The following is a 13,889-nucleotide window of genomic DNA, read 5'->3' on the forward strand; positions in this document are numbered from 1 at the left end:
TCGCGAGCATCCGGTCAGTCCTCAAGGGCGTCGCGCAGCCGGCCGACCATGGTGCGCGAGCCCGGGGCCACGGTGACGCGAGTATGGGCGGTGGACAGGGCCATGTCGTACACGTCGAGGATGGCGTCGGTGACCGCCGACCAGTCGTAGCGGCCCACCACCGCTGCGGCGGCCGAGCGGCGCTCCTGGGCCGCCGCGGGATCTGAGAGTGTGCGGATGATGGCGCGGGCCAGATCGGCCCCGTCACCGTTGCGGAACAGGTAGCCGTAGGCTCCGGCCCCGAGCACGTCGGAGAAGGCCGTCAGGTCGGATGCGACCACATTGGTGCCCGCCGCCATGGCCTCCACCAGCACAATGCCGAAGGACTCCCCGCCGGTCTGCGGTGCGACGTAGCAGGAGCAGGAGGCCAGCATGGCGGCCTTGTCAGCGTCGGAGATGCCGCCTAGGAACACCACCCGGTCACCGTACTGGGCCAGCGCGGCCCGCTCGGCCTCGGCCTCTCCGCGCCCGGCGATGAGGAAGCGGGCCGCGGGCACCTGCGCCAGCACCTCCGGGATCGCATCCGCCAGGACATGCAGTCCCTTGCGCGGCTCGTCCAGGCGGCCCAGGAAGGAGATCGTGGGCGCCTCCGGCGTGCCGACGAAGCGCGGATCGTCCTTGGGCGCCTGTGCGAACGGGGCGACGTCGACGCCGTTCGGGATCACCACGGCGTCACCGCCGTGATATTGGATCAGCGTGCGGCGGGCCTCCTCGGAGACGGCGATCCGGGCAGCCAGCTTCTCCATCAGCGGCACCGCCACCGGGGAAAGCAGCTCGCGGGCGAGCGAGCGGTCCATGGCGGCGTGGAAGGTACCGACCACCGGACCCGATGACGCCTGCAGCGCGAGCATGCCCACGCTGGGAGTGATGGGCTCGTGGATGTGCAGCAGGTCGAAGTCGCCGGCGGACAGCCAGCGGTGGGCGCGGCGCGCAACCGCAGCGCCGAAGTTCAGGCGCGCGACCGACCCGTTGTAGGGGATCGCGATGGAGTCACCGGCACTGGTCACCCACTCGGGCAGCTCCAGGTCCTGCGAGGCGGGTGCGAGCACCTGCACCTCGTGTCCGCGGCGCATGAGCTCCTGGGCCAGGTCCATCACGTGCACCTGGACCCCGCCGTGGGCATCCAGTGAGTAGGGGCAGACGATACCTATCCTCATGACTTCCTCATGACTCCGGCTCCTGCTGGGCGGCCTCGGCCGCGTGCCGCCGGGCGAGCCGCTCGTGGTCCAGATCGGCGTCGAAGACCGGTTGCAGCATATGCCAGTCGACGGCGTGCTCCGCCAGCCGCGGCGAGAGATCCGCCACCCACGAACGTGTCCAGGCCGCGGTCTTCTCCCGGCCCTCCAGGCCGACGGGCGCATCCACCGGCCGGATGGTCAGCACGATCCCCCAGGCGGAGCCGGCCCGGCGGCGGCGCTCGCCCTCCAGGCGCTCGTAGTGCAGGGAGGCGTTGTATAGCGGCACCCCGAGCCTCACCGCCAGAGCGGCCGGACCCGCGGCCACGCGCGCCGGGTGCCCCCCGAGCTCGGTCAGTACACCGGTGCTGGAAAGGTCGCGGTCGGCCAGCAGCGCGACCGCATAATGGCCCTCCTGCGCGGTTTGAACCAGGCGGTCGAAGACCTTCTCGCCGCGGCCCTGGCCAATGACCTTCACACCGAGGGACTCACGGAAGCTGACGAACTGCTCGAACAGGTCAGCGGGCTCGAGCCGCTCGGCGACGGTAAGCACCTGGGCCAGCTCCTGGCAGGCCCAGGCTGCGGCCAGGTCCCAGTTGCCCATGTGCGGCAGCGCGATGACGATGGATCCGCGGGCGAGATCCTCGTAGGCACGCGGGTCGACCTCGGGGCGCACGCGGGCATGAACCTGTTCCATGCTCATGCCGGGCAGGGCGAAGGCCTCATAGAAGTACCGCATGTAGGAGCGCATGCCGGCGCGGGAGGCGCGCCGTATCTCCCGTCGGGAGGCCTGCGGCAGCAGGCGCGCCAGGTTCTTCTCCAGCTGGCCTACACCCTGTTCGCCACCGCGCAGCCGGTGCGCCGCCCAGGCGGCGTCGGCCCCCAGCGCGGACAGCCCGTAGCCGACGGGTGCGGGCAGCTTCCGCACGTGCCGCCAGGCAAAGCGGTACAGGTCCTCAATGCCGACGCTCACCGCCGCACCCCCTGCGGCGCACGCGCCAGCTGCTCATGCACGGTCGCAATCCGCTGGATGACCGTAATCAGGCTGGCGGCCGCGATCAGGGCCAGTGCCCCTGTGAGCACCCACGGCGGCGCACCCAGCCCGACGGCGAGCACGCCGACGGCGGCGATCACCAGGCGGTCGGTGCGCTCAGCGATACCGACGGCGGCCTTGGCTCCAACTGACTCGGCGCGGGCACGCGCGTAGGGCACTGCCGCGGCGAGCACTACCACGCACACCGAGACGGCGACCGTCCAGGTGCGCAGCGTTCCCGGCTGCAGGTGCAGGGCGGCCCATACGGCCAGGGAGCCGAAGACAGCGCCGTCCGCCAGGCGGTCCATGGTGGAGTCCAGGAAGGCGCCGAAGTCGGAGGCGCTGCCCGTCAGGCGGGCCAGAATCCCGTCGAAGGAATCGCCGATCAGCACAAGCGCCAGCAGCACCGGGCCCAGGATGAAGCGTCCTTGGGGCAGGGTAAGTACCGCGACGGCGATGGTGGCCACCGTACCGGCGACGGTGAGCATATTGGGGGTGACTCCGATCCTGGCGAGCAGCCGGGCGGGGCCGGTGAATAGGGCCCGGGTAATGCCTCTTCCGTGTTGTCCGAGCATCAGCGGGCTCCTCAGTGGTTCGGGTCGGGGCGGGCGGCGGGTCCCGTTCCCGCGGGCGCCGCGTCCCATGCCGCGGCGAGCCGGTTGCGCTGTTCGCCGAGCAGCTGCGGCACGGGCTTGGTCTTGCCGATGATCGGCATGAAGTTGGCGTCGCCGGTCCACCGCGGCACGATGTGCTGATGCAGGTGGGCGGCAATGCCGGCGCCGGCGACCTCGCCCTGGTTCATGCCCAGGTTGAAGCCGTGGGGATGGGACACCGCACGCACTACCTCCATGGCCCGGGCGGTGAGCCGCCCGATCTCTGTCCGCTCGGCGTCCGTGGCCTCGGTCCAGTCCGAGACGTGCCGGTAGGGGCAGATCAGTAGATGGCCGGTGTTGTAGGGGTAAAGGTTCATCAGCACGTAGGCGGTCTCGCCGCGGTGGACGATGAGGGCGTCCGTGTCGCTGCGGCCGGGCGCGGCGCAGAACGGGCACTGCGAGGCGCTGTCGTTGGTCGGCTTGTCCTGGCCGCCGATGTAGACCATGCGGTGTGGGGTCCACAGGCGCCCGAACGGATCGGGTGTATCGGCCGGCTGGAACGGGGCCTCGATACGTACGCCGTCGACCACGGTGCCCTCCAGTTCGCTCAGCGTTGGCGCCGGCCCGCCCGCGTCCGCCTGCGTCCCGGCCGGCTCGGGGGCACCCGCCGACCCGGCGGTCTGGTCGGTAATGTCAGTCACGGGTGAGCTTCTCCCCCGCCGGGTCATTGATGCGCTCGGCGATCACGTGGGTGATGTGTGCCACGGCCTCGTCCACGGGCACGCCGTTGGTCTGCGAGCCGTCGCGGAAGCGGAAGGAGACCGCGCCGGCGTCGGCGTCCTCCCCGCCGGCGATCAGCGTGAATGGGACCTTCTCCTTGGAGGCGTTGCGGATCTTCTTGCCGAAGCGGTCGTCAGAGTGGTCCACCTCCACGCGCACGCCCCGCGCGCGCAGCTTGGCGGCCACGTCGTCGACGTAGGCGTCGAAGGCCTCGGCCACGGGCACCAGCAGCACCTGCACGGGTGCGAGCCAGGCGGGGAAGGCGCCGGCGTAGTGCTCGGTGAGCACGCCGATGAAGCGCTCCACGCTGCCGAGCTTGGCGGCGTGGATCATGATGGGGCGCTTGCGCGTGCCATCGGCGGCCGTGTACTCCAGGTCGAAGCGCTCGGGCTGGTTGAAGTCGTACTGGATGGTGGACATCTGCCAGGTGCGGCCGATGGCGTCCTTGACCTGCACGGATACCTTCGGCCCGTAGAAGGCCGCGCCGCCCGGATCGGGTACCAGTTCCAGTCCGGTGGAGTCGCACACCTCCTGCAGGGTGCGGGTGGCGGCCTCCCAGTCCGCGTCCGAGCCGATGAACTTGTCCTTCTTCGCGCCGTCCTCATCGCGGGTGGACAGCTCCAGGTAGAAGTCATCCAGTCCGAAGGCCTTGAGGATCGACAGGAAGAACTCAATCTGCCGCCGGATCTCCTCCCCCGCCTGCTCGGGAGTGCAGTAGGTGTGGGAGTCGTCCTGGGTGAAGCCCCGCATGCGGGTCAGCCCGTGTACCACGCCGCTCTTCTCGTACCGGTAGTCGCGGCCCATCTCGAAGAACTTCAATGGCAGCTCCCGGTAGGAGCGACCCCGGGAGCGGAAGATCAGGTTGTGCATGGGGCAGTTCATGGCCTTGAGGTAGTACTCCTGGCCGGCCTTGGTGAGGTTGCCCTGCGCGTCACGCTCCTCGTCGGCAAGCATGGGCGGGAACATGGTGTCCGCGTAGTAGGGCAGGTGCCCGGAGGTGTGGAACAGGCCGCCCTTGGAGATCTCCGGGGTGTGGACCAGGTCATAGCCGGCCTCGATGTGCCGGTCGATTACGTACTGCTCAATCTCGTGGCGCAGGATGCCGCCCTTGGGGTGGAAGACGACCAGGCCGGGGCCGATCTCCTCGGGGAAGGAGAACAGGTCCAGTTCGGCGCCGAGCCGCCGGTGGTCGCGGCGGGCGGCCTCGGCCATGCGGGTCTGGTAGGCCTTCAGGTCCTCCTTGCTGGCCCAGGCGGTGCCGTAGATGCGCTGCAGGGAGTCGCCGTTCTGGTCGCCCTTCCAGTAGGCCGCCGAGGAGCGGGTCAGGGCGAAGCCGTTGCCGATGAGCCTGGTGGAGGGCAGGTGGGGGCCGCGGCACAGGTCCTTCCAGGCGACGGTGCCGTCGCGGCGGACGTTGTCATACATGGTCAGTCCGCCCGCGCCGACCTCCACGGAGGCGGACTCGGCGCCGGCGCCCTTGGTGGTGATCAGCTCCAGCTTGTAGGGCTGGTCGGCCAGTTCGGCCTGCCCCTCCGCCTCGGTGATGTCGCGACGGCGGAAGGTCTGGCCCTCCTTGACGATGCGCTTCATGCGCTTCTCGATCTCGCGCAGCAGCTCCGGGGTGACGGCGTCGATGCCGCCGAAGTCGTAGTAGAAGCCGTCGGTGATGAAGGGGCCGATGCCGAGGTTCACGTCCGGGAAGAGCTCCTGGACGGCCTGGGCCATCACGTGAGTGGCCGAGTGCCGCAGGATGTTCAGCCCGTCCTCGCTGTCCAGCGTAATGGGCTCAACGACGGCGTCAGCAGGCAGGACGCGGTCCAGGTCCCAGGGCTCGCCGTCCACCTTCATGGCCACCACGTCGCGGGCGCCCGCGAACAGTGCGGTACCCGTAGTGCCCGTCTCAATAGTGCGCGGTGCGCCGTCCAGGCTGATGGTGAGTGTGGGCTGGGGTGACACGGATGCTCCTTTTGATCAACTGATCAGCTCGGTGCGAGCTGTACTGGTGCTCGCACGCAGGGGATCATACCGAGTACCCAGCGTACCCAGCGGGACCGGCCCGCCTCAGCGGCCGAGCCGGGCGCGCACGGCGTGACGCGCGCGACGCGCCTGCACCAGGGCCCGGTACTGCAGCGGCCGTACGGCCACGTCCCAGGCGCCGTCAACCTCAGTGGGGTGCCGCGCGAAGCGCCGCTTGTACCGGCCCACGCTGTACAGCTCCGGCACGCGCGTGGACTCCGCCCCCATCAAGTCCAGTCCCCACAAGCCCTCCTCGGCCAGGGCGCATGCCACGGCCCAGTCCAGCGCCTCCGCGCCCCGGAATCCGCGCGATGCGTCGGAGGATGCGCCGTAGTAGGCGGCCGCGTGCTTGCCGGAGACCGTCACCAGGTCCCAGCAATGCGGCACGCCGTCGCGCCGCAGCACAAACAGGCGGGCGTGCTCCGGCCCGAGGCTGGTGAGCATGTCCCAGTACACGCGGGCGGGGTGGGGACGGAAGCCGTCACGCTTCGCGGTCGCTACCAGCACCTGGTACACGGCATCAAATTCCTCGCGGCCCAGTCCGGTCTCCTCCGCAATCGTGCAGCCGGCCTCCCGCGCCACGCGCTCGGCGCGGCGCACCCCGCGGCGCCCGTCCTTCGGCATGGCTGCGCGAATCTGCTCGGGCGTGCCCGGGCGCAGGTCAATCACGTAGGTGCGGTCGTAGGTGATGGAGCCCATGAGCGGGAGCGTGTCCGACGCTTGGAAACGTGCATGCATGCGAATGAACACGATGCGCCGGTCACGGCGCCGCACCTCGGCAACCAGCAGCCGACGCAGCTCGGCCTCGCGGGCGGGCGTCTGCTCCCCCAGCCACACCGGCCCGTGCTTGGCCCACAGAAAGAACCAGCGTGACACCGAGTACCGGTACAGCGCGATCACCGCGACGTACTTGCCGTCAACCGTATAGGCGTACCGGCCGAACAGCTGCCGGCCCTGGCTGCGTTCGAATGCCTCCCACGGCTCGGTCTGCTCCAGGGGCGCGGCCGTGCCCCCGATCGCGAGTCGCATCTGACGGGCATCAAGGGAAACGAGGCTGCCGGGGGCAGGCGGCGTCGCTGTGGGCATGAGGAGGCACTCCTGTGAGAAAACTGTGTTTATCCCACGATAGGCGCCTGTGCCCGCAAAACGCCCTCATACCACAGGATGATCCCGGACCCTGATTTCTCCTCCGGGAGATCCCTCGCCCCCATCCCTGAGGAAGGGGGGCGCCCAGAGTCCTGAAGCAAACCGCCGTACTGGACGGCCGTGCGTCAGTACTCGCCTGCCGGGCGCCGGCGCCGCAGCAGCGGCTTGGGGTGGTAGCGGTGGAACTTGCGGTCGTGGTTGAGCTTCTGCGCGGCTACCAGCAGGCGCCTGCGCGGCGAGCGCTCGGCAGGATCCAGCAGCGGGTCCACGGCGCGTGGCACCAGTCGCAGCACCCGCCTGCGCAGGGCCGGATCGTCAAGCTGGTGCAGCACGAGGTGATGCGGCAGCAAGCTGTAAAGAACCTCTCCGCGCGCTTCGCGGCGAGGGCCCGGTCGGCCGTCAACCAGGTCGGAGATCATGGGTACCATCGGATTGACGCCCGCAGCACTCATGTAGAAGGAGTTTCTCCCGATACGCGGGTTGACCTCGAAGAAGACGGCCCGCCCGTCACGCGGGTCGATCTTGATGTCAAAGTTGGCGAAGCCGCGGTACCCCACGGAGGCGAGCAGGCGCTCCGCCCCTTCCCACAGCTGCGGGTAGGGCTCGGTGATCATTGCCACCGGGTTTCCGATGAGGGTGGGCGCGTGATCCTCGAGCAGCACGCGGGCCGAGCCGATGACCGTCGTCTCCCCGGTTGAGGCGATGTAGGCGGTTACGGACCGCATGTCATCGTCCTGACCGGGGATGCGCTCCTGAATCAGGAAGGTAGAGTCAAAACCGGCCCGGCGCAGGTCCTCCCACAGGGCGTGCAGCTGCTCCGGGGTGTCGAGGAAGTAGATCTTCCGCTTGCCGTCGAAGTCCAGGTTGTCCCAGTCCGAGCCGATGGCGGCCTTGCCCACCAGTGGGAAGGGGATGTCGATCTCCGGATCGCCTCCGGCCAAGTCCTGCCCGGTAATCTCAACCTGCCGGGGGGTGTGCAGCCCCAAGTCCGCGCAGGCCCGCGCAAAGGCGACCTTGTTACTCAACTCGTCCATGGCCTGAACCGAGGGGAAGGGCACCACGTACTGCGGCTCGAGTTCCTCCCGGTGCGCGGACAGGTCGCGCGCTACCGAGTCGCGGTTCGCCATGACGACGGCGCTGCGCTCCGCGCGGCCGTCCACCAGTTCACGCAGGCAGCCGATCATGGCGGCGGTGTCCGTTGACACCTGTGGCACCACGTCGATATAGGCCGACAGCCCGATGGCCTCGATCGGGTGCGCCGACAGCAGCTTGACCCGCTGGCCGGTGGCGTCATGCAGCTGCCGCGCCAGGGCGTAGGCGCCGATGTCACCGCCGATTACCACGGGAAGCAAATCCGGCCGGGCGGGGAGCTGGCGCTGCGAGCGGGGCAAGTTGGACCTCCTGGAGGTTGGCCCGAGCTGCCGGGCCGCAGTTAGAAATGAAGACCTCGGACGGCGCGGTCCGAGGTCTTGCCAGTGGGCGATACTGGGATCGAACCAGTGACCTCTTCCGTGTCAGGGAAGCGCGCTCCCGCTGCGCCAATCGCCCGAGCGGATGACGGGACTCGAACCCGCGACCCTCACCTTGGCAAGGTGATGCTCTACCAACTGAGCCACATCCGCGTGCTGCACTCCGTGGGGAGGCACGCGAGAAAACTAGCAGAGCGCTCCGGACGCTGACAAATCCTCTCGCCACCGCACGGCGATGAGCTCGCTCACGGCACCCCTCCCAGGGCCTGAGTAGTGCGCGCGCACGCATCGCCCAGCACGCTCCTGCGAGCGCAGCTCCGAATCCAAGTCGTGCGCACGGTTCCCGTACTAGGAAGCCAATCCGTGGCACAGTTGAGCCCATGCACAGTCCCGAGACAACCTCCGCCGACTTGCCGGAGCGTTCCACGCAACCCGATGAGCGGCGCACCGACGGGCCACAGGAACAGCCGGCGCCAGCGCCCGCCGCCCGATTTGCGACGGCGCCACGAACGGAGCCACGCAGGCAGGCACCGCCGGAGGAACCGCCCGGGGATCCGGTGGAGGCTCTACCTAAGGAACTGCCGGAGGAGCCGGTGGAGGCTCTGCCCGAGGAGCCGCCTGCGGAGCAGGCCCTGCCCGAGCGGGCGGTCTGGCCGGGACGCCCCTACCCGCTGGGTGCCAACTACGACGGCTCGGGCACCAACTTCGCCCTGTACTCCTCCGCGGCGCAGGCCGTGGAGCTGTGCCTGTTCGACGACGCCGGCCGCGAGACCCGCATCCCCCTGACCGAGGAGGACGCGGACGTGTGGCACGCCTACTTGCCCTCCGTGCAACCCGGGCAGCACTACGGGTACCGGGTGCACGGCCCCTATGACCCGGCGCACGGGCACCGCTGCGACCCCTCCAAGCTCCTTCTGGACCCCTATGCGAAGGCGATCTCCGGCGAGGTCACGGGTTCGCAGGCGCTTTACTCATACGACTTCAACGATCACTCCGCGCGCAATGAGGAAGACTCCGCGCCTGTAACCATGCGTTCGGTGGTGGTGTCCCCCTACTTCGACTGGGGGCACGACCGCCCGCCCGGCCACCAGTACCACAACACGATTATCTACGAGGCCCATGTCAAGGGCATGACCAAGCTCAATGAGCGCATTCCGGAGCACTTGCGCGGCACATACGCCGGCCTGGCCGAGCCGGCGGTAATCGAGCACCTCAAGAACCTGGGCGTCACGGCGATCGAGCTGATGCCCGTGCACCAGTTCGTCAACGACACCTTCCTGCAGGACAAGGGACTGTCCAACTACTGGGGCTACAACACCATCGGCTACTTCGCACCGCACAATGCCTACGCCGCTCACGGCTCCGACGGCCAGCAGGTGCAGGAGTTCAAGACGATGGTAAAGGCCTTCCACGAGGCCGATATCGAAGTGCTCCTGGACGTGGTCTACAACCACACCGCCGAAGGCAACCACATGGGCCCCACGCTGTCCTTCCGGGGTATCGACAACGCCGCGTACTACCGGCTGGTGGACGGCGACCAGGCGCACTACTTCGACACCACGGGCACCGGCAACTCCCTGCTCATGCGCTCCCCCGCCGTGCTGCAGCTGATTATGGACTCGCTGCGCTACTGGGTAACCGAGATGCATGTGGACGGCTTCCGGTTTGACCTGGCCTCGACCCTGGCCCGGCAGTTCCACGAGGTGGACAAGCTCTCGGCCTTCTTCGACATCATCCACCAGGACCCGATCCTGTCTCAGGTGAAGCTGATTGCGGAGCCGTGGGACGTCGGCGAGGGCGGTTACAACGTCGGGGAGTTCCCCGCTTTGTGGAGTGAGTGGAACGGTAAGTACCGGGACACGGTACGCGACTTCTGGCGGGGGGAGCCCTCCACCCTGGGGGAGTTCGCCGCCAGAATCACCGGCTCCTCGGACCTGTATGAACGTTCCGGTCGGACTCCCGTATCCAGTATCAACTTCGTCACTGCCCACGATGGCTTCACCCTGCACGACCTGGTGTCCTACAACCAGAAGCACAATGAGGCCAACGGTGAGGGCGGCGCCGACGGCGCATCTGACAACCGCTCCTGGAACTGCGGCGCGGAGGGCCCCACCGACGATCCGGAGGTGCTGGCGCTGCGGGGACGGCAGGTGCGCAATTTCATCGCCACAATGATGTTCAGCCAGGGCGTGCCCATGCTCTGCCACGGCGATGAGATGGGCCGTACCCAGGGCGGGAACAACAACGGCTACTGCCAGGACAATGAGATCACCTGGGTCAACTGGGACCTGACCGAGGAGCAGGAGGACCTGCTTGAGTTCACTCGTAGCATGATCCGCCTGCGCCGCGAGCATCCGGTGCTGCGGCGGCGCCGATTCTTCACCGGCGAGGCCGGCCATGGAGGGGAGTCGGAGCTCGGTGAGATCGAGTGGCTCAGCCCCTCGGGCGCGCGCATGACCGACGAGGACTGGGATACCTGGTACGCCCGGGCGATCACCGTCTTCCTCAACGGCGACGCCATCCACGAGCCCGACGAGCGCGGGCAGCGTATTCGCGACGACTCCTTCCTGGCACTGTTCAACGCCTCTGCGGAGGACATCGTGTTCACCCTGCCCGGAGCTGACCACTCCCCCCGCTGGCGCACGGTGCTAGACACCGCTCCGAGCACGGCTCCCCGCCCCGAGCAGGTGGCGACGGGCTCCGGCGAGGAGTGGCGGGCCGAGCAGGAGGTGACAGTGGAGGCGCACTCCATGCTGTTCCTCATTTCGGTGCCTGAGCCCGAGCCGGTCCCCGCCCCGGACCGGCGCCAGCGCGAGCGGACGCTGCCCGACGCCGCGGCCAAGCCGAGTGACACGCCCGACGCCGCGGCCAAGCCGAGTGACACGCCCGACGCCGCGGCCAAGCCGAGTGACACGCCCGACGCCGCTCCAGAGCCAACCGGTGAGGGCACGCGGGGCTTGGCAGACGCCGACGCCGAGGAGTCCGACCAGCAGCCGCAGGCGCCCGCACCGCCGCGTGCTCCGCACGCCCACCCAGCACCGTCTGAAGGAGAACCCGAATGACCGCGCCCGGCTCCAACCCGCACCTGCCCGCACCCGAACGGCGCACGCCGGTGACGACTTACCGGCTGCAGCTGGGTGAGTCTCTTACATTCGCGGACGCCCGCGCCCTGCTGCCGTACCTGCGTCAGCTCGGGGTGACCGACCTGTACCTCTCCCCCGTGCTGGCCGCCAGCCCGGGATCCACCCACGGCTACGACGTCGTCGACCACACCCATATCAGCGCCGTGATGGGAGGGCGTGAGGGCCTGGAGGAGCTGGCCCGGGAGGCTCACGCGGCAGGTTTGGGCATCGTCATCGACATCGTCCCCAACCATATGTCGGTGCCGACTCCGGCCTGGCACAACCCGCCCCTGTGGTCGGTGCTGCGAGACGGCACCGACTCCCCCTATGCAGCCTGGTTCGACGCGCCTGCCGGCGACAAGCTGCTGATGCCCGTGCTCGGCCAGCGCATCGGGCAGGTCCTTACCGACGGCGAGCTGACCGTCGAGCGCCTGGCCGTTCCCACCGAGCCGGAGCGGGGCGAGCAGTGGGTGCTGCGCTACTACGACCAGGTCTTCCCGCTGGCCCCGGGCACGCATGACTTGCCGCTGCCGGAGCTGCTTGGCCGTCAGCACTACCGGCTCGCCTACTGGCGGGTGGGCGATGAGGAGCTCAATTACCGCCGCTTCTTCGACATCGTCACCCTGGCGGCGGTGCGGGTGGAGGATCCGGAGGTGTTCGCCGGCTCCCACGCCCTGATCCTCGAACTGCTGCGGGACGGCACCATCGACGCGCTGCGGGTGGACCACCCCGACGGCCTGGCAGACCCCGAGGGCTACCTGGAGCGGTTGTCGCGGGCCACCGGCGGCGCCTGGATCGCCGCGGAGAAGATCCTCGCCCCAGACGAGTTCCTGCCGCAGTCCTGGCGGACCGCGGGCACCACCGGCTACGACGCCGCCTGGCGTATCGACCAGCTGCAGGTCGATCCCGCCGGAGTCCGCACCCTCGGCGCCCTCATGCGGGAGCTGACCGGGAACGTGCCGCTCGACTATGCCCGTGTCTCCGGTGACGCCAAGCGGGAGATCATCGCCGGCTCCCTGGCCTCGGAAGTGAACCGGCTCGTGGACCTGCTGCACGCGTTCACCTCCCGGGACCTGTACCTGTCCGACCACACCTTCCGCGATCTGCGCGCCTGCGTGGTGGAGCTCCTGGTGGCCGCGGACCGCTACCGGGCCTACGTGCTTCCGGGACGGCAGGCCGACCCGGAGCAGGCCGCGGTGCTGCGGGAGACCGCCGAGCGGGCACGCGCAACCCTGGACACCGACCAGTACCCCACGCTCGACCTGGTGGTGGCGATCCTGCTGGGCGAGCAGGTCGGCGCCGGCGAGCCCTCGGACACGCCCGAGCGGGCGGAGATCATCACCCGGTTCCAACAGGTGTGCGGCGCGGTAACCGCCAAGGGGGTGGAGGACACCACCTTTTACCGGTGGACGCACCTGACCAGCCTGACCGAGGTGGGCGGTGACCCGGCAGGCTTCGCGCTGCCCGCCGATGAGGCGCATGCGTGGGCCCAGCGCGTCCAGCATGACTGGCCTGCCACCATGGTCACCTCCACCACCCACGACACCAAGCGGAGCGAGGACGTGCGCGCCCGTATCGACGTGCTCGCCTCTTACAGCAGCGAGTGGGTGGAGCTTGTCCACCGGCTGCGTGACCTGACCGCGGGCATACGCCCCGCCGACCTGGACGGCGTCACCGAGAACCTGCTGTGGCAGACACTCTGGGGTACCTGGGCCCCCGGATCGGCCGACCCGATGACCGGTGAGCGCCTAGGCGCATACCTGATCAAGGCCGCGCGCGAGCAGAAGTCTTGGACCACCTGGACGGCGCCGGACACCGTGCGCGAGGATCAGCTGGCGCACTACGCGGCCGCCCTAATGGCCCGCGCAGACGTGGCGGAGGAGCTCAATGAGTTCGCCGCGCTGACCGCCCGCGCCGTACGCGACACGATCCTGGCGAACAAGGCGATGACACTGACGTGGCTGGGAGTGGCCGACGTCTACCAGGGCAGTGAGGTCACCCGCACATCCTTGGTGGATCCCGATAACCGCCGCCCGGTCGCCTACGCGGGCGAGGCCGGCTTGCAGGCCGCGCTGGAGCGTGTCTCACAAGCGCCGACAGATGCGGCGATGTCACTGGATGACGCCAAGCTGCGGCTGACTTCCCAACTGTGCCGCCTACGCGCGGACAGGCCCGACACCTTCGTCGGGAGCCGCTCCGGCTACCGGGCGCTGCCGACTACCACGGCCTGCGCCTTCGCCTACGCCCGCCTGCTGGACGAGGAGGCTGACGTCGTAGTGGTGGTGCGGCGCCTAGGCCGTCGCCTGGAGCGGCTCGGCGGCTGGGGCAACCACACAATCGTGCTGCCTCAGGGCAAGTGGACCGACGTGCTCACCGGGGCCGAGGTTACCGGGGGCACCAGGCTGCTGGGTGAGGTGGTCGGGGACGAGTCGGTGGCAGTCCTCGCCCGCCCACGCGCCGACGCATAAGCATCCAGTCGGCGCTGTGCCCGGGGATACAGCCCGGGCACAGCGCCG

9 protein-coding genes and 2 tRNA genes are annotated in these 13,889 nt (G+C 69.1%); 2 read left to right on the top strand and 9 right to left on the bottom strand.

Annotated elements, in window-relative coordinates; all coding sequences use genetic code 11:
• Positions 1-14: 14 nt before the first annotated feature.
• The 9 genes from GZ997_RS11730 to GZ997_RS11770 form a co-directional block, all read right to left on the bottom strand.
• Positions 15-1,196, bottom strand: coding sequence for a glycosyltransferase family 4 protein (locus GZ997_RS11730; RefSeq protein ID WP_162680016.1), 1,182 nt, complete (start codon positions 1,194-1,196; stop codon positions 15-17).
• 7 nt (positions 1,197-1,203) lie between these two features.
• Positions 1,204-2,187 carry a phosphatidylinositol mannoside acyltransferase gene (locus tag GZ997_RS11735; RefSeq protein WP_162680017.1) on the bottom strand — a complete coding sequence of 328 codons (984 nt, stop codon included), beginning with the start codon at positions 2,185-2,187 and terminating at the stop codon, positions 1,204-1,206.
• Positions 2,184-2,822, bottom strand: coding sequence for a phosphatidylinositol phosphate synthase (gene pgsA, locus GZ997_RS11740; protein ID WP_161924103.1), 639 nt, complete (start codon positions 2,820-2,822; stop codon positions 2,184-2,186). Before pgsA ends, GZ997_RS11735 begins: the two co-directional genes overlap by 4 nt.
• Positions 2,823-2,833: 11 nt before the next feature.
• A complete protein-coding gene (locus GZ997_RS11745) occupies positions 2,834-3,430 on the bottom strand; it encodes an HIT domain-containing protein (protein WP_237564382.1) in 597 nt (198 codons plus the stop codon).
• A 103-nt stretch (positions 3,431-3,533) separates the two neighbouring features.
• Entirely contained in the window at positions 3,534-5,576 is a 2,043-nt protein-coding gene (gene thrS / locus GZ997_RS11750; RefSeq protein ID WP_162680018.1) for a threonine--tRNA ligase, read from the bottom strand.
• A gap of 105 nt (positions 5,577-5,681) precedes the next feature.
• Complete coding sequence (locus tag GZ997_RS11755) at positions 5,682-6,722, bottom strand: GNAT family N-acetyltransferase (RefSeq protein WP_238994442.1); 1,041 nt, start codon at positions 6,720-6,722, stop codon at positions 5,682-5,684.
• A 185-nt stretch (positions 6,723-6,907) separates the two neighbouring features.
• The gene (locus GZ997_RS11760) at positions 6,908-8,173 is read right to left on the bottom strand and encodes a carboxylate--amine ligase (RefSeq protein WP_162680019.1); all 1,266 of its coding nucleotides are present in this window, start codon (positions 8,171-8,173) and stop codon (positions 6,908-6,910) included.
• A gap of 85 nt (positions 8,174-8,258) precedes the next feature.
• Positions 8,259-8,330 (bottom strand) — tRNA-Val (locus GZ997_RS11765).
• A gap of 1 nt (position 8,331) precedes the next feature.
• Positions 8,332-8,404: transfer RNA gene (locus GZ997_RS11770), tRNA-Gly, on the bottom strand.
• Between the two features lie 440 nt (positions 8,405-8,844).
• On the opposite strand from GZ997_RS11770, the gene glgX reads away from it, so the two are divergent.
• Both glgX and treY read left to right on the top strand, forming a co-directional pair.
• Positions 8,845-11,313, top strand: a complete 2,469-nt coding sequence (gene glgX, locus GZ997_RS11775; RefSeq protein WP_162680025.1) for a glycogen debranching protein GlgX — start codon at positions 8,845-8,847, stop codon at positions 11,311-11,313.
• On the top strand, positions 11,310-13,841 hold the full coding sequence (treY, locus tag GZ997_RS11780; RefSeq protein WP_162680020.1) for a malto-oligosyltrehalose synthase: 2,532 nt from the start codon (positions 11,310-11,312) through the stop codon (positions 13,839-13,841). Before glgX ends, treY begins: the two co-directional genes overlap by 4 nt.
• Positions 13,842-13,889: the final 48 nt, after the last annotated feature.

The sequence above is a fragment of the Actinomyces sp. 565 genome, assembly GCF_010365615.1.
Taxonomy (GTDB): Bacteria; Actinomycetota; Actinomycetes; order Actinomycetales; family Actinomycetaceae; genus Actinomyces.